The organism is Marivita cryptomonadis, assembly GCF_002115725.1.
Taxonomy (GTDB): Bacteria; Pseudomonadota; Alphaproteobacteria; order Rhodobacterales; family Rhodobacteraceae; genus Marivita; species Marivita cryptomonadis.
In genome coordinates, this window is the sequence record NZ_JFKD01000003.1 from 152,684 (window position 1) to 167,619 (window position 14,936).

17 protein-coding genes are annotated in these 14,936 nt (G+C 60.6%); 10 read left to right on the top strand and 7 right to left on the bottom strand.

Translation table 11 applies throughout. The features are described from left to right. Nucleotides 1-4: 4 nt before the first annotated feature. Both MCRY_RS04540 and MCRY_RS04545 read right to left on the bottom strand, forming a co-directional pair. Nucleotides 5-1,423: a dihydrolipoyl dehydrogenase family protein gene (locus tag MCRY_RS04540; protein WP_085628294.1), complete on the bottom strand. Its 1,419-nt coding sequence runs from the start codon at nucleotides 1,421-1,423 to the stop codon at nucleotides 5-7. Between the two features lie 3 nt (nucleotides 1,424-1,426). Then, nucleotides 1,427-2,161: a TVP38/TMEM64 family protein gene (locus MCRY_RS04545; protein WP_085628481.1), complete on the bottom strand. Its 735-nt coding sequence runs from the start codon at nucleotides 2,159-2,161 to the stop codon at nucleotides 1,427-1,429. 503 nt (nucleotides 2,162-2,664) lie between these two features. On the opposite strand from MCRY_RS04545, the gene rpmH reads away from it, so the two are divergent. Genes rpmH through yidD form a run of 3 tightly spaced genes read left to right on the top strand, consistent with a single transcriptional unit; the run spans nucleotide 2,665 to nucleotide 3,451 of the window. Beyond that, the gene (rpmH, locus tag MCRY_RS04550; RefSeq protein WP_072775959.1) at nucleotides 2,665-2,799 is read left to right on the top strand and encodes a 50S ribosomal protein L34; all 135 of its coding nucleotides are present in this window, start codon (nucleotides 2,665-2,667) and stop codon (nucleotides 2,797-2,799) included. A 29-nt stretch (nucleotides 2,800-2,828) separates the two neighbouring features. Continuing rightward, on the top strand, nucleotides 2,829-3,233 hold the full coding sequence (gene rnpA / locus MCRY_RS04555) for a ribonuclease P protein component (RefSeq protein WP_085628295.1): 405 nt from the start codon (nucleotides 2,829-2,831) through the stop codon (nucleotides 3,231-3,233). Beyond that, nucleotides 3,230-3,451: a membrane protein insertion efficiency factor YidD gene (gene yidD, locus MCRY_RS04560; RefSeq protein ID WP_085628296.1), complete on the top strand. Its 222-nt coding sequence runs from the start codon at nucleotides 3,230-3,232 to the stop codon at nucleotides 3,449-3,451. Before rnpA ends, yidD begins: the two co-directional genes overlap by 4 nt. Nucleotides 3,452-3,490: 39 nt before the next feature. Here yidD and MCRY_RS04565 read toward each other — a convergent pair whose 3' ends face one another. The 5 genes from MCRY_RS04565 to truA form a co-directional block, all read right to left on the bottom strand. Then, on the bottom strand, nucleotides 3,491-3,829 hold the full coding sequence (locus MCRY_RS04565; RefSeq protein WP_085628297.1) for an arsenate reductase family protein: 339 nt from the start codon (nucleotides 3,827-3,829) through the stop codon (nucleotides 3,491-3,493). A 34-nt stretch (nucleotides 3,830-3,863) separates the two neighbouring features. Beyond that, nucleotides 3,864-4,040 (bottom strand): hypothetical protein, encoded by a 177-nt coding sequence (locus tag MCRY_RS22810; protein WP_171046123.1) that lies wholly within the window; start codon nucleotides 4,038-4,040, stop codon nucleotides 3,864-3,866. A gap of 60 nt (nucleotides 4,041-4,100) precedes the next feature. Continuing rightward, nucleotides 4,101-5,027 (bottom strand): ornithine carbamoyltransferase, encoded by a 927-nt coding sequence (gene argF / locus MCRY_RS04570; RefSeq protein WP_085628298.1) that lies wholly within the window; start codon nucleotides 5,025-5,027, stop codon nucleotides 4,101-4,103. Between the two features lie 9 nt (nucleotides 5,028-5,036). After that, complete coding sequence (locus tag MCRY_RS04575; protein ID WP_085628299.1) at nucleotides 5,037-6,218, bottom strand: aspartate aminotransferase family protein; 1,182 nt, start codon at nucleotides 6,216-6,218, stop codon at nucleotides 5,037-5,039. 300 nt (nucleotides 6,219-6,518) lie between these two features. Further along, a complete protein-coding gene (gene truA, locus MCRY_RS04580; RefSeq protein ID WP_085628300.1) occupies nucleotides 6,519-7,289 on the bottom strand; it encodes a tRNA pseudouridine(38-40) synthase TruA in 771 nt (256 codons plus the stop codon). Between the two features lie 111 nt (nucleotides 7,290-7,400). Between truA and MCRY_RS04585 the strand changes: the two genes are divergently transcribed. From MCRY_RS04585 to MCRY_RS04615, 7 genes are all read left to right on the top strand, one after another. After that, complete coding sequence (locus MCRY_RS04585; RefSeq protein ID WP_085628301.1) at nucleotides 7,401-8,816, top strand: YcjX family GTP-binding protein; 1,416 nt, start codon at nucleotides 7,401-7,403, stop codon at nucleotides 8,814-8,816. Beyond that, nucleotides 8,813-9,253 (top strand): GNAT family N-acetyltransferase, encoded by a 441-nt coding sequence (locus MCRY_RS04590; RefSeq protein WP_244897880.1) that lies wholly within the window; start codon nucleotides 8,813-8,815, stop codon nucleotides 9,251-9,253. Before MCRY_RS04585 ends, MCRY_RS04590 begins: the two co-directional genes overlap by 4 nt. Then, the gene (locus MCRY_RS04595; RefSeq protein WP_085628302.1) at nucleotides 9,250-10,257 is read left to right on the top strand and encodes a YcjF family protein; all 1,008 of its coding nucleotides are present in this window, start codon (nucleotides 9,250-9,252) and stop codon (nucleotides 10,255-10,257) included. Before MCRY_RS04590 ends, MCRY_RS04595 begins: the two co-directional genes overlap by 4 nt. Before the next feature lie 56 nt (nucleotides 10,258-10,313). Beyond that, on the top strand, nucleotides 10,314-11,036 hold the full coding sequence (locus MCRY_RS04600) for a VIT1/CCC1 transporter family protein (protein WP_085628303.1): 723 nt from the start codon (nucleotides 10,314-10,316) through the stop codon (nucleotides 11,034-11,036). Nucleotides 11,037-11,265: 229 nt separating this feature from the next. Continuing rightward, nucleotides 11,266-14,199, top strand: coding sequence for an isoleucine--tRNA ligase (gene ileS, locus MCRY_RS04605; RefSeq protein ID WP_085628304.1), 2,934 nt, complete (start codon nucleotides 11,266-11,268; stop codon nucleotides 14,197-14,199). Continuing rightward, entirely contained in the window at nucleotides 14,183-14,419 is a 237-nt protein-coding gene (locus MCRY_RS04610; protein ID WP_085628305.1) for a DUF3253 domain-containing protein, read from the top strand. Before ileS ends, MCRY_RS04610 begins: the two co-directional genes overlap by 17 nt. After that, entirely contained in the window at nucleotides 14,416-14,874 is a 459-nt protein-coding gene (locus tag MCRY_RS04615; protein ID WP_085628306.1) for a methylated-DNA--[protein]-cysteine S-methyltransferase, read from the top strand. Before MCRY_RS04610 ends, MCRY_RS04615 begins: the two co-directional genes overlap by 4 nt. Nucleotides 14,875-14,936: the final 62 nt, after the last annotated feature.

A 14,936-nucleotide genomic window follows, 5' to 3' on the forward strand; every position in this document is an offset into this window, starting at 1 on the left:
CATGTCAGGGAAGCCACTTCTGAACAAATCCGACAACTTTCTTCACGGTATCACTTTCAAACAGTCGGGGTGAGAAATAAGCACCCGCCGCCCGTTTGTTAAGCTCCCCGATCGTGGGGTACGGGGCGACCATATTGGCGATCTGGCCCATTTTCATCTTGTTGGCGATCACCAGCGCCCAGAGATTGATCAATTCTCCGGCTTGTTCACCGGCAATCGACGCTCCCACCGGACGCCCCTTGACCACCATGACCTTGATCAGCCCACGGGTCTTGCGTTCGGCAATGGCCCGGTCGTTGTGGCTGTAGTGAAAGCGCACAACTTCAAGATTGGTCCCATGCTCTTTGCGGGCCTGCGCCTCGGTCAGACCGACCTGAGACAATTCGGGCTGTGTGTAGGTGGCCCACGGGATGTGCCGCGTGGTGGCCTTGGCAGGCAGACCGAACAGCATCGAGCGGATAATCACACCGGCATGGTATCCTGCGACGTGGGTGAACTGCAGCCCTCCGGCGACATCGCCAATCGCATAGACCTTTTTATTGGATGTCCGCAGGCTGTCATCCACGGCAATTCCTGTCCGTGTTGTCTTGATCCCTGCCTTATCCAGATCCAGACCGTCTGTATTGGCACGCCGACCGACCGCGACCAGGATATGCGTGCCTTTGAACACACGGCCATCCTCGGTCTCAACCTCGATCGCGCCCTCTTTGCCGCGCACTTCCTTGGCGTTCGACCCTTCGGCAATCTCAAGCCCTTCTTCGCGCAAACTGTCGAGAACGATCTCGGCCATTTCGGGGTCATCCTTGCCCAGCGCCTTGGCCCCTTCGATCACCGTCACTTTGGATCCCAAACGCAGATGTGCCTGCGCCATTTCCATTCCGATGGGACCGCCACCGATGACCAGCAGATGCTCGGGCTGTTCACGCAGCTCCCACAACGATTCATTGGTGATATAGGGCACCTGATCCAAACCGGGGATCGGCGGCACGAAGGGGGATGAGCCTGTTGCAATCACCACCCGGCGTGCCGTTATGCGATACTCGCCGGCCTCAACCTCGGTCGGGGACACAAAACGCCCGTATTCCCGGATCACCCGGACGCCCAGACCTTCGAAGCGCTCTTGGCTGTCCACCGGTTCGATCTGACTGATGACATCAGCGACGTGGTCTTTCGCGGCAGCGTAGTTCACCTGAGGCGCGACGCTGGCGATGCCGTAGCGGTCAGCATGGGACATGGCATAGGCGGTTTTGCCCGAAGCGATCAGGGCTTTTGACGGAACACACCCGTAGTTCAGGCAATCACCGCCCATCTTGTGCGCTTCGAGCAGGACAACGCTGGCCCCCATCTGCACCGCGCCTGCCGCCACCGACAATCCGCCGGACCCTGCACCGATAATAAGAACGTCTGTTTTGATCTTTTCCATGGCTCAGAGACCTTTCTTGCCGCGCACGGCCTTCAGAACGATCGGCAGTGCCGCAAGAACACACAAACCAAGGATCGGCAGCAGGATATGGGGTTCAAAGATGATGCCGAGATTCGGCGTCTCACCACGAGCAAAAACCTCACCCAGACCGGCGCCGACTGACGTGTAGACCACGCCACCGGGGATGATGCCAAGAAAGGTTGAAACAAAGAAGCGATACAGCGGCACACCGACCAAAGCAGGAACAAGATTTGCGACAAAGAACGGCACTGCAGGCACCAGCCGTATCAGAAACAACATCGACCACTGGTTTTCGTCGATCCCATCCTTGATCTTGCGCACTGCGCCGTCGCTGGCGTCCATCTTTGCCGACAGGCGTTCACCCAGACCGTAGCGCGCTGCAAGAAAGATCACCGTTGCGCCCACAGTGGCCGCGAAGACGTTGAACAAGGCACCGGGAAACACGCCGAAAAGAAACCCACCGGTCAGCGTGGCGATGGTCGCCCCCGGCAGGGAAAACCCGACGATCAGGACATAGGCCAGAATAAACATACCGGCGGTCAGCAGGTAGTTGGCATCACGAAACGCCTCAAGCGCCTCACGGTTGGCAGCAAGTGTCTCGAAACTCAGATAATCGCGCAATGTGACCGCACCGACCAGCGCAACAGCGCCAATCGCGATCAAGGGCGCATAACGTTTCCATGCAGGGGTGTCTTGGGTGTTGGTCATATCGGTCATGTCATACAGGCCGGGAAAGGCCGCCTCTTCAAGTGTTGTGTTGTGCTTGATCAAAACATGACCCTTGCAGCAGCGCAGCAACACCCGTCTCACGCCTGCTTGATCAACGGCTCCGCTTTGCGTGAGAATTCGTTCAGGATTACGCCAGATTGAAACAATCCCAGCCACCGTTACCGAGTTTTGTTGCAGTCTGTGTCAGGTTCACACGCGGCCGTGTGGCAATGTTTCAAAACACGGCATCATCTACGCCCCCAAACCTCTTCTCTGTTTTGCAAATACCCCGAGAAGACGCCCACACGGCGACGTGGGCAGCACCCCCATAAACGTGGTTCGCAGCAGAACCCGTACGATGCGGCCGTGCATCGTGTCACCGATCAAGAAAAACGGTGTGAATCCCCGACACAGCGTTTGACAACCCAAAAGCACCTGCCTATAGCACGGGCTTCGAATAACCCCGGCGGACGAATCCGCGCCCCCGGACCGACCAGACGGAGTAGGACGCGATGAAACGCACCTTTCAACCATCGAACCTCGTACGCAAGCGGCGCCACGGCTTCCGTTCGCGCATGGCAACCAAAGCTGGCCGCAAGATCCTGAACGCGCGCCGCGCCCGTGGCCGCAAGTCGCTGAGCGCGTAAGCGCCCCGCGACACCACAGGTGATTTGACATGACACCGCCGGAGGCCTCCTCGGACACAAGGGGAAACACGCCTCCGGCGGTGTTGTCATGTCCACCCGTCACCGTTCTGCGTCATCGCGCCGATTTCTTGCGTGCCGCCCGCGCCTTGCGTCGGGGCACGGACGGGATGCTGGTACAGGCACGGCATCGCGATGACGAGGATCCGACGATCCGTGTCGGCTATACCTGCTCCAAGAAGATCGGAAACGCCGTGGCCCGCAATCGTGCCAAGCGCCGCCTGCGCGCGGTGGTGGCCGAAGCCCTGCTGCCCGCTGCGCAACCCGGCTGGGATTACGTTCTGGTCGGCCGCCCCGGCGTCACCATAGACCGTGACTTTCAGGCCCTGAAGGGCGACCTGACCTACGCCCTGCGCAAAATCCACGCAGCGTCATGACCCCGCTGGCCTGGACCCTTGCCCTACCGGTCAAGACCTATCGCCTGATCTTCAGCCCTTGGGTCGGTCACAACTGCCGCTATCACCCCACATGTTCCGCCTATGCGCTCGAAGCGCTGCGCAAACATGGCGGGATCAAGGGCGGCTGGCTCACGCTGCGCCGCATTGGCCGGTGTCAGCCCTGGGGTGGCTCGGGCGTAGACAACGTGCCGGACTGACGCCAGCGCTTGACCGTCCCGACGGCCGCACAATAAGTGTCAGCGCGTCGGAGCGTCCGACAACGCAGCCTGAACCGCAGCATCCCATCCGAGGTAGAGCCTGTCTCCGTCCCGAACGACCGGGCGGGCCATCACCTTGGGCTGTGCCGCGATCTGAGCGTCAACCTCGGACGCCTTCTGCCAAGCGCTCAAGGCCCGGTAATCATTGGTCGAGCGATCGACCAGACGGTCACCGAACTCCGTGATGAACTCGGCCAATTCGGCCTCGCTCAGCGGCTCTGCCCGAATGTCGCGGAAGCTGACGTCCCGACCCTCTGCCTCCAGCGCCTTCTGCGCCTTGCGGCACTCAGAACACGTGCTCAATCCATAGATAACCACAGCGCGGTCTCCTCTTTCCGGTGTAGCCGAAATGTCACGTCTTTTCGGGCGGTGCCTTGTCTTTCTTGGTGGTCTTGTTGTTCCACTGGTTGTTGCTCAGACCCAACGCGCTTGGCAGCGGTTTAGTCTTGCCCACGCTGACCGTGCCACCCTTGTTCAGGTACTCCTGAATAAGCGCGTCGTCGGTGGTTTTCTTCGGGATGTGTTTCATACGCACATGCTTACGGGCAAAGCTGCCCGCAAGTCACGCACCAATCCTCAAGGCTGCCGGTCACACGCCGAGGCAATAACGCATGATCGCTTTCTGCGCATGCAACCTGTTCTCTGCCTCGTCAAAGATCACCGATTGCGGGCCATCCATCACCTCGGACGTCACCTCTTCACCGCGATGCGCTGGCAGGCAATGCATGAACAGCGCGTCGGGTTTGGCGTGTCGCATCAGATCCACATTGACCTGATAGGACCGCAGCATATTGTGCCGCCGCTCTTTGGCAGATTGCGCATCGTGCATCGACACCCAAGTGTCCGCGACCACAAGATCGGCCCCTTCCACCGCCTTGAATGGATCTCGCTCAATGGCGACAGAGACCCCGGCGTTCCGCGCAAGCCCCACAAACTCCATCTCAGGATCAAGCTGAACAGGCCCGGTGAAGGTGAAATCAAACCCGAACTGCGCCGCCGCATGCAGGAAGGACGCACAGACATTGTTGCCGTCCCCACACCACACAACCTTCTTGCCTTTGATCGGCCCGCGATGTTCCTCATAGGTCATCACGTCCGCCATGATTTGGCAGGGATGCGTGCGGTCGGTCAGCCCGTTGATCACCGGAACGCTGGCATATTCAGCCATCTCTTCCAGCACGGCCTCATCAAACGTCCGGATCATGATCAAATCGACATAGCGGCTCATCACCCGCGCGGTGTCGGCAATGGTTTCGCCATGGCCCAACTGCATGTCCGACCCCGACAGCACCATCGTTTGGCCGCCCATTTGACGCACACCCACATCAAACGAAACCCGCGTCCGGGTCGAAGGCTTTTCGAAAATCAGAGCAACCATGCGCCCAGCTAGAGGTTGCGTGTCATCCGGCGCGCCTTTGGGACGACCGTTGCGGCTGACTTTCATGGCGATGGCTTGGTCGATCACAGTCCGAAGGTCGCCCGCGTCGGTTTTGTGAATATCCAGAAAATGCTTCATGTCCAGCCCTCAGCCCTTTGCCTCAAGAACCGCGTCCGCCGCAAAGTCCAAACGGTTCACAGCTTCTGCGATCTCGTCCTCGCTGATGTTAAGCGGCGGCAGCAGACGCACCACATTGTCCGCGGCTGGAACCGTGATTACACCACACCCGTAGCCGGCTTTCACCAACTCGACGGGCGCGACCTTGCATTTGAGGCCAAGCATCAACCCAACGCCACGTACCCCTTCGAACACATCCGGATGCGCCGCAACCAGCCCTTCCAACTTTTGCCGCAGGAATCCGGCCCGCGCGTTCACCGTTTCAAGGAACTCCGGCGTGCTGACAATGTCCATCACCGCGCAGCCCACGGCACAAGCGAGCGGGTTGCCGCCATAGGTCGACCCGTGCGTGCCTGCCGTCATGCCCGACGCCGCCTCTTCGGTGGCCAGAACCGCACCCAGCGGGAAGCCCCCACCGATGCCCTTGGCGACCATCATGATATCCGGCGTCACTCCGGCCCATTCATGCGCGAAAAGACGCCCGGTGCGGGACACGCCACACTGCACCTCGTCGAGGATCAGAAGAATACCCTTCTCATCACAAAGCGCCCGCAGCCCCTTAAGGCATTGATCGGGCAGCGGTCGAATCCCGCCTTCGCCCTGCACAGGCTCGATCAGGATCGCGCCAACCGTGTCATCAATCGCCGCGTGCAGCGCATCGTGGTCGCCCCACCCCACGTGCTTGAATCCGGACAAAAGAGGCGCAAACCCCTTGGTCATCTTCTCAGACCCGGCCGCCGCGATCCCCGCAGAGGATCGGCCATGGAACGACCCGTCAAAGGTCAGGATCGTCGTCTTCTCGGGATGGCCCTTCTCGTACCAATACTTGCGCGCCATCTTGATCGCCAACTCACAGGACTCGGTTCCGGAATTGGTAAAGAACACCGTATCGGCAAAGCTACTCGCCACCAGCTTGTCGGCCAATGCCTGCTGTTGCGGGATTTCATAGAGGTTCGACACATGCCAAAGCTTCTGCGCCTGATCGGTCAACGCATGCACCAATGCAGGATGCGCATGGCCCAGCGCGTTCACCGCGATGCCAGCGCCCAGATCAAGAAAACGTCGCCCGTCCGCCTCGATCAACCAGGTGCCTTCTCCCTTCACGAAATGAAGTGGCGCACGGGAATAAGTCGGCAGGACAGAGGGGATCATGGGAAACCTCGTTTTAAGAAGCCTAAGCCGTGCCAAGCGGCGCGGGCCAAGTCAACGGAAAGGATGATGAATTCAGACAAAAGGTGACGGAACGCCCACAATTAGGGGCAGCAGAGCAAGATCAGCAGTCTCGTCGGATGTCGGTCAGCTTTGTCATGCGACCACTTACTTTCAAACCAATCCGAAAAGCAATCCCAGACCTTCTTCTTTTTCCAAATATTGCCGGGGTTTGGGGCAGAGCCCCAAGCAGATTTTTCGAAAAATCTGACACCGCGATGCGCCATGCGCAGCGCAAGATATCTATGTGTCAAAGGGGTCGTCAGGGTACCCAACGCCCATCAGATACAACCCCTGCGGCGGACACACCGGACCACAGGCCGCGCGGTCCCGCGCGTCCAAGGCCTGCTTTACGTCCTCCGGCTCCCAAGCACCCGATCCAACCCGTTCAAGCGTGCCGACAAAGCTGCGCACCTGGTTGTGCAGAAACGACCGCGCGCGCAGCCGAAACTGAAACTCGGTGCCCCAATCGGTCTCGACACAGGCAATCTCCAACCCATCCAGCGTCTTTACCGGGGATGCCGCCTGGCAAATGGTCGACCGGAACGTGGTGAAGTCATGCAGCCCGATCAGATGCTGCGCCGCCGCCTGCATCGGCTCTAACGCAAGTGCGTTCTTGACCTGCCAGACCTGCCCCGCCTCCAGCGTCAATGGCGCACGGCGCGACACCAACCGAAACAGATACCTCCGCTCCAATGCCGAGAACCGTGCGTGCCAGTCCTCTGCAACTTCTGCCGCATCGACAATCGCCACCGGCAACGGCTTCAGATGGTGGTTCAACGCCTCCGACAAACGGAAGGGCGACCAGTCCTTGGCCAGATCGCAATGGCAGACCTGCCCACGCGCATGAACCCCTGCATCGGTGCGCCCGGCTGCGGCAATCGTGTGCTCCCCCGGCTCCAACTTGGCCAACGCGGATTCGATCGCGCCCTGCACAGACGGCTGCTCCGCCTGCCTTTGCCAACCGGCAAAAGGCGCACCATTATATTCGACTTTCAGGGCGTATCTGGGCATGTGCCCCGCTTAGCCTGACGATTTGCGCCGAACAATCCCCCTTGCGCAGCACTGGTAACCGGGGACATGCGCCTTTATCTCTGGGGCCAACGCAAAGAAAAGAGGCCGCCCTTGGTCATATCCAGCATCGCCGACACGCTGACCCGCGGCTTTGAGAACGTCACAGACACCGTGTCCGGCACGTTCTTCGAGCCAACGATCCGGCTTGGCGTGACCGGACTGGCCCGCTCGGGCAAGACGGTGTTCATCACCTCGCTGGTGGCGAACCTGATGGATCGTGGGCGGATGCCGGGTCTTTTGGCGCAAAGCGAAGGTCGTATCCTTTCGGCTTATCTCCAGCCACAACCCGACGATACGCTGCCACGCTTTGATTACGAATCCCATCTGGGCGATTTGACGGCACGCGACCCACACTGGCCCGACAGCACCCGTACGATCAGCGAATTGCGTCTGTCTTTAAAGGTGCGCCCCTCAGGTTTGCTGTCGGGGCTTCAGGGCCCTCGAACCATACATCTCGACATTGTGGATTATCCCGGTGAGTGGTTGCTGGATCTTGGTTTGCTCGACAAAAGCTACAGCCAATGGTCTGAAGAAACCCTTAAACGCATCGAGACCCGGGATCTTGCCCGCGACTACCTCGCGCTTGCCCGTGCCGAAGACATGTCAGCGCCACTGGAGGAACCCCGCGCGCAAAAATTGGCGGCCAGCTTCACGACCTATCTGAACGCTGCGCGACAGATGGGATTTTCTGATTGTACCCCGGGTCGCTTCCTGCTGCCCGGTGACCTTGCCGGAAGTCCGGTCCTGACTTTCGCCCCCCTGCCGCCCACGCCGAACCCACCCCGCAAATCGCTTGCCCGCGAGATGGAGCGGCGGTTCGAGGCGTATAAATCCCAAGTCGTCAAACCTTTCTTCCGCGATCACTTTGCAAAGATCGACCGTCAGGTCGTGTTGGTTGATGCCTTGGGCGCGATCCATGCGGGTCCACAAGCGGTCGAGGACATGCGGCAGGCGATGTCGGACATCCTCAGCGCTTTCCGCCCCGGGCAAAACCAGTTCCTGACACAGCTCTTGATCGGTAAAAGGGTCGAAAAGATCCTGTTTGCGGCCACTAAGGCCGACCACCTTCACCACACTCAACACGCTCGTCTGACTGCCATCATGGAAGCCCTGACCCGCGACGCCCGCGACCGCGCACAATTTGCAGGCGCCAAGACCAGCGCCATGTCCATCGCGTCCTTGCGTGCCACGGTCGAGGAAATGCGCGCACATCAGGGCGGCGAACTTGCCTGCGTCCGGGGCACGCTTCTCGACAGTGGCAAACAGGCCGCGTTCTATCCTGGCGAACTGCCACAAGATCCGACCCACCTGCTGGGCCCCGCCCGCGACGGTGCCGCGAAATGGCTGGATCAGGAATATCAGGTCATGCGGTTTGCCCCCGCGCAACTGAATCTCAAACCGGGCGATGGCCCGCCGCATATTCGGCTTGATCGCGCGGCCCAGTTTCTGATCGGTGACAAGCTGTGACCGTGCTCCGCCCTGCCACTCCGCTAGACGCTGGCCGTGTCGGCGCGATCCTGTCCGCTTGGGTCGACGAAACCCCGTGGATGCCCCGCATCCACACCCGCGCCGAGGATATCGGTTTTGCAGGCATGATGGTGGATCGCGGCTGGGTCACTGTTTCCGAAAACGAAACAATCACTGGCTTTCTGGCGCGCAACGGCGACGACATCCATGCGCTCTATATTGATCCCAAAGCACGCGGACAGGGCATCGGGTCAAAGCTGTTGACCAATGCCATGCACCAAGAGGACCAGCTCACGCTCTGGACCTTTCAGGCCAACACCCGCGCACAGGCATTTTACGAACGCCACGGCTTTACCCCCGTCGAACACACCGGCGGCGCAGGCAATGATGAAGGCCTGCCCGACATCCGGTATCTCTGGCAAAGGACGGACACATGACAAACGCCAAAGGTCCCGTCCTGTTCGATCTGGACGACGCTGCACCAACCCAGACCCCGGCAGAGGCGCCTCCAGTTCCCGACACACTGGACCCAGCGCTGCAGGGGCAAGCCATGACCACGGCCGCAGCCCTTGCATCGCGTCCTGTGTCGCGACTGGCGCGTTGGTTCTGGTCGCTGCTCTTTGCGCTGATCACAACCATAGCCTCGGTCGCGGCGTGGAACTTCGTGACCACTCTGGTGAGCCAGAACCTCTATCTCGGCTATGCGGTGGCGGCGCTTTTTGCAGTGTTTCTGTTGGTCGTTCTGCTGATCGTGATCAAAGAGCTTTCGGCATTTGCCCGCCTTGGACGCATTGATCGCATCCAGCACGCCGCCGAGACAGCCCTAGCGAGCGCAGACCTGACCGCCGCGCGGACGGTCATCAAAGACCTGACCGGCCTCTATGCCGGGCGCGATGACACCAAATGGGGCCGCGATCGCCTGAAGGACCGCGAGGCGGATATGTTCGACGCCTCCGCCCTGATCGCGCTGGCTGATCACGAACTCCTTGGCCCGCTCGACGCCGCTGCCCGGCGCGAGGTTGAGGCCGCCGCCCGTCAGGTTGCGACCGTCACAGCACTCGTGCCTTTGGCTCTCGCCGATGTGGTCGCTGCCCTCGGCTCCAACATACGTATGATCCGCCGCATCGCCGAGATCTACGGTGGACGCTCTGGAACGTTGGGCAGTTGGCGCCTGACCCGTGCCGTCCTGTCCCACCTTGTCGCCACTGGCGCTGTTGCAGTGGGTGACGACATGCTTGAACCGATCCTTGGCGGGTCGATCCTAGGCAAACTTTCGCGTCGCTTTGGCGAAGGGCTTGTGAACGGCGCGCTGACCGCCCGCGTCGGTGTTGCGGCCATCGAAGTCTGCCGCCCTCTGCCTTTCGCACCCGGCAAACGCCCCTCGGTCCGGTCGATCATCAAAACCGCCCTTTCGGGCCTTGTCACCACCAAGTCCCGCTGATCCGTCTTTGATCCAGCGCATGGCAGGCTCAGCGCACCTACCCCAATCTGGATCACATGACCCAATCCCCCGGTGACCACGGCCACAGCCAAGCCGAAATCGAAGCCCGCATCGACGCCCCTGCCGGGCGCGGCTACCTGCGCGACATCGTCTATGGCGCCATCGACGGATCGGTGACCACCTTCGCCATCGTGGCCGGAGTTGCGGGCGCGGGCCTGAGCCCGTGGATCATCATCGCGCTCGGAATCGCCAATGTGCTGGCAGACGGGTTTTCCATGGCCGCCGGAAACTACTCGGGCACCAAGGCCGAACTCGACGACGCCCGCCGCCTTCGCGAGGTCGAAGAACGCCACATCCGCAAATATCCCGAAGGCGAACGCAACGAATTGCGCGAGATTCTGCGCCGCAAGGGACTGTCGGGCGATGCGCTCGACGGTGCGGTCAATCAGATCTCGCAGAACCGCGAACAATGGGTGCAATTGATGCTCGAAGGCGAATATGGTCTCGCCTCTGTCGACCCCCATCCGTTCAAGGCCGCATGGGCCACGTTTCTGGCTTTTCTCGCGGCGGGTATGATCCCGCTTTTGCCGTTTCTTATGGGATTGGAGGATGCTTTCCGCATCTCGACACTCCTGACGCTGATCACCTTCTTCGCTATCGGCGCCTACAAATCCAAATGGTCGCTGGCTCCTTGGTGGCGCTCGGGACTTGAAACCCTTCTCATCGGCGGCACAGCCGCGGCCATCGCCTATCTGGTCGGCACCATGTTCGAGACCTGACCGGCCCCCGTCTTCGTTTTCCAAATAGGGGGTTTGGGGGGCTGGGAAACACTGTCTGGACGTCTGCCTCAGTCACTCCTATAACGCGCCGCATGACGCATCTGATCGCGATCATTATTCGAATTACATGCCCGGCGCTCTGAGCAATCGAGCCGCCGGGACAAGGCGTATGGACACCCGCGCCGATCCTCTCACACATTCCTGATCCGAACACCCGAGGACGCTCCAAATGTGCGCCGACACACCCGAATACAAAGACACGCTGAACCTGCCCAAAACCGATTTTCCGATGCGCGCCGGGCTGCCCAACCGCGAACCTGCATGGCTTGAAAAATGGGCCACGATGGGCATTTACGACCGCCTGCGCGACAAGGCTGCCCGCGCCCATGAGGGCGAAAATGAACAAGCTCGCAAACCGTTCACTCTCCACGACGGCCCTCCCTACGCGAACGGCCACTTGCACATCGGTCACGCACTGAACAAGATCCTCAAGGACATGGTCGTGCGCTCCCAACAGATGATGGGCCGCGACGCGCGCTATATCCCCGGCTGGGACTGCCATGGCCTGCCCATCGAATGGAAGATCGAGGAACAGTACCGTGCGAAGGGTCTCGACAAGGACGAGGTCGATGTCGTGGCCTTCCGTCAGGAATGCCGCAAGTTCGCCGAAGGCTGGATCGACATCCAGCGCGACGAATTCAAGCGTCTTGGTATTACCGGGACATGGGACAAGCCGTATCTGACGATGGACTTTCGCGCCGAGCGGATCATCGCGGAGGAATTCCAGAAATTCCTGATGACCGGGACGTTGTATCAAGGGTCCAAGCCCGTGATGTGGTCGCCGGTGGAAAAGACCGCGCTGGCCGAGGCCGAGATCGAATACCACGACCACAAGTCGCACACGATCTGGGTGCCGTTTAAAGCGACCAACGGCGAAGGTGATCTGCAAGGTGTGAAAGTCGTCATCTGGACAACCACACCCTGGACCATCCCGTCGAACAAGGCCGTCGCCTATGGCAATGACATCGCCTACGGATTGTACGAAGTCACAGGCCGCCCAGAGGAATGCTGGGCGCGCATCGGTGACCGCTACTTGCTGGCCGATACCTTGGCCGAAGACGTGCTTGGCAAAGCCCGCCTTGAGCCGTCGATGTACCGCCGCCTGCGCGACGTGTCCGCTGATGAGTTGGGCGCACTGACGCTGGCACATCCGTTCCGGGGCCTCGACGGCGCGGACGGGTTCTGGGATTACGACGTGCCGATGATCGACGGGGATCACGTGACAGACGATGCGGGCACCGGCTTTGTGCACACCGCGCCAAGCCACGGTCAGGAAGACTACGAAGCGTTCGTCGCCCGTGGCTGGATGGACCGGATGACCCACAACGTGGGCGAGGAATCCGAGTTCCTGCCACACGTGCCGTTCTTTGCAGATCTCAAGGTGCTCGATCACAGGGGCAAGGAAGGCAAAGCCAACACCGCCGTGATCGACAAGCTGGTCGAAGCCGGTGGATTGCTCGCCCGTGGGCGCATGACCCACAGCTATCCGCATTCGTGGCGCTCCAAGGCGCCAGTGATCTACCGCAACACGCCGCAATGGTTCGCTGCGATCGACCGTACGGTTGGCGACGGTCAGGATGACTACGGCACAACGATCCGCGAACGGGCGCTGAACTCCATCGACCAACTGGTCAAATGGACACCACAGACCGGGCGCAACCGTTTGTATTCGATGATCGAAGCACGCCCAGATTGGGTGCTGTCCCGTCAGCGCGCATGGGGTGTGCCGCTCACGTGTTTCGTCAAGAAAGGCGCGTTGCCAACCGAAGCCGACTTCCTGCTGAAGGACGACACCGTCAACGCCCGAATCCTTGAAGCATTTGAGGCCGAAGGCGCGGATGCATGGTACAAACCCGGCGCGAAAGAGCGGTTCCTAGGCAATGACTACGATCCGAGCGAATGGGAACAGGTGTTCGACATTCTGGATGTGTGGTTCGATTCCGGTTCCACCCACGCCTTTGTCCTGCGCGACCGCGAGGACGGATCCGAGGACGGGTTGGCCGATCTCTACCTCGAAGGGACCGACCAGCACCGTGGGTGGTTCCACTCGTCAATGCTCCAGTCCTGCGGCACGCAGGGCCGTGCGCCTTATCGCGGCGTGTTGACCCACGGGTTCACGCTCGACGAGAAGGGCAACAAGATGTCCAAGTCTTTGGGCAACACGGTGGCCCCCGAGGACGTGACCAAACAGTACGGTGCCGATATCCTGCGCCTGTGGGTGGCACAGGCCGATTACACCGCCGACCTGCGGATCGGGCCGGAGATCCTGAAAGGTGTGGCCGACAGCTACCGCCGTTTGCGCAACACGATGCGCTATATGCTGGGCGCTCTGAGCCATTTCGAGGAGTCGGACCGCGTTGAGCCTGCGGACATGCCCGAGTTGGAGCGCTATGTTCTGCACCGACTGGCGGAACTGGATGAGGTCGTGCGCAACGGCTACGATTCCTACGATTTCCAAGGCGTGTTCCAGCAGTTGTTCAACTTCTGCACCGTGGAACTGTCAGCCTTCTACTTCGACATCCGCAAGGACGCTTTGTATTGCGACGGCGACACCGAACGCCGCCGGGCGGCGCGGACGGTGATGGATATCCTGTTCCACCGCCTGACGACTTGGCTGGCTCCGGTGCTTGTGTTTACGATGGAAGATGTCTGGCTTGATCGCTTCCCGGGTGAGGACTCGTCGATCCATTTGCAGGACATTCCCGAAACGCCCGCGTCGTGGAAAGACGAGGCGCTCGCTGCGAAATGGGCCAAGGTGCGCCGCGCCCGCCGGGCTGTGACAGCAGCGCTTGAAGTGCAGCGGACGGACAAGGTGATCGGTGCCTCGCTTGAGGCAGCGCCGGTGGTTCACATTGAGGATGCCGAAACGCTCGACGCGCTGAAGTCGGTGAACTTCGACGACATCTGCATCACCTCCGGCATCAACCTGACCGGCGACCCGGCCCCGGCTGAGGCGTTCCGCCTGCCCGAGGTGACGGGGGTTGGTGTGGTCTTTGAAAAGGCCGATGGCGCAAAGTGCCAGCGGTGCTGGAAGATCCTGCCCGATGTCGGGACGCACCAGCATCCGGGCACCTGCCAGCGGTGCAATGACGCCCTCGGATAACGCCATCGCGGACGTCCTGCTCGACCTCGCGCATCAGCGCGGGGTCGGGAAAACCTTTTGCCCTTCCGAAGCTGCGCGGCAATTGTCGGACGATTGGCGCCCCTTGATGGCAGACGTGCGGCGGGTGGCGGCGACGCTTGATCTTCGCGCAAGCCAGAAAGGCCAAACAGTCGATCCGTTGACAGCCAAAGGCCCGATCCGGTTGGGGCTTCCGGGATGAGCCATTTTGAACATGCAGTTGAGTCACCACTGGGGCCGTTGACCTTGATTGCCGATGCGGTGGGGATTACGGCGCTTGAATGGCGCGATGGACGGAGGGACGGGACACCTGTTCTGACGCAAGCTGCCACGCAACTTGATGCGTATTTCGCAGGGAAACAGCAGGATTTCACTGTTCCGATCCGGCTGACCTGTTCCGATTTTCAGCGGACCGTTTGCGCGGCCATGTCTGCGATCCCATTTGGCGAAACGCGGACTTATGGAGATTTGGCAGCACAGCTGGGCGTTCCTGCGCAGGCGATTGGGCAGGCTTGCGGGGGCAATCCGATTGGAATCCTCATCCCGTGTCACCGGGTGTTGGGGGCCAATGGGCTGGGGGGGTATTCCGGCGATGGTGGGGTCGAGACCAAGGTTTGGCTGCTTCGGCACGAAGGGGCGGCCGGATTGTTGATTTGAGGCGGTGGCGCGTGTGAGCACGCGTCCTTCGAAAATGTTTCGCATGCGAAACAATAGGTCCG

Coding starts and splice junctions, on each gene's coding strand:
- MCRY_RS04540 (WP_085628294.1), bottom strand. CDS start 1,423: ATGGAAAAGATCAAAACAGACGTTCTTATTATCGGTGCAGGGTCCGGC.
- MCRY_RS04545 (WP_085628481.1), bottom strand. CDS start 2,161: ATGACCGATATGACCAACACCCAAGACACCCCTGCATGGAAACGTTAT.
- rpmH (WP_072775959.1), top strand. CDS start 2,665: ATGAAACGCACCTTTCAACCATCGAACCTCGTACGCAAGCGGCGCCAC.
- rnpA (WP_085628295.1), top strand. CDS start 2,829: ATGACACCGCCGGAGGCCTCCTCGGACACAAGGGGAAACACGCCTCCG.
- yidD (WP_085628296.1), top strand. CDS start 3,230: ATGACCCCGCTGGCCTGGACCCTTGCCCTACCGGTCAAGACCTATCGC.
- MCRY_RS22810 (WP_171046123.1), bottom strand. CDS start 4,040: ATGAAACACATCCCGAAGAAAACCACCGACGACGCGCTTATTCAGGAG.
- argF (WP_085628298.1), bottom strand. CDS start 5,027: ATGAAGCATTTTCTGGATATTCACAAAACCGACGCGGGCGACCTTCGG.
- MCRY_RS04575 (WP_085628299.1), bottom strand. CDS start 6,218: ATGATCCCCTCTGTCCTGCCGACTTATTCCCGTGCGCCACTTCATTTC.
- truA (WP_085628300.1), bottom strand. CDS start 7,289: ATGCCCAGATACGCCCTGAAAGTCGAATATAATGGTGCGCCTTTTGCC.
- MCRY_RS04595 (WP_085628302.1), top strand. CDS start 9,250: ATGACAAACGCCAAAGGTCCCGTCCTGTTCGATCTGGACGACGCTGCA.
- MCRY_RS04600 (WP_085628303.1), top strand. CDS start 10,314: ATGACCCAATCCCCCGGTGACCACGGCCACAGCCAAGCCGAAATCGAA.
- ileS (WP_085628304.1), top strand. CDS start 11,266: ATGTGCGCCGACACACCCGAATACAAAGACACGCTGAACCTGCCCAAA.
- MCRY_RS04610 (WP_085628305.1), top strand. CDS start 14,183: ATGACGCCCTCGGATAACGCCATCGCGGACGTCCTGCTCGACCTCGCG.
- MCRY_RS04615 (WP_085628306.1), top strand. CDS start 14,416: ATGAGCCATTTTGAACATGCAGTTGAGTCACCACTGGGGCCGTTGACC.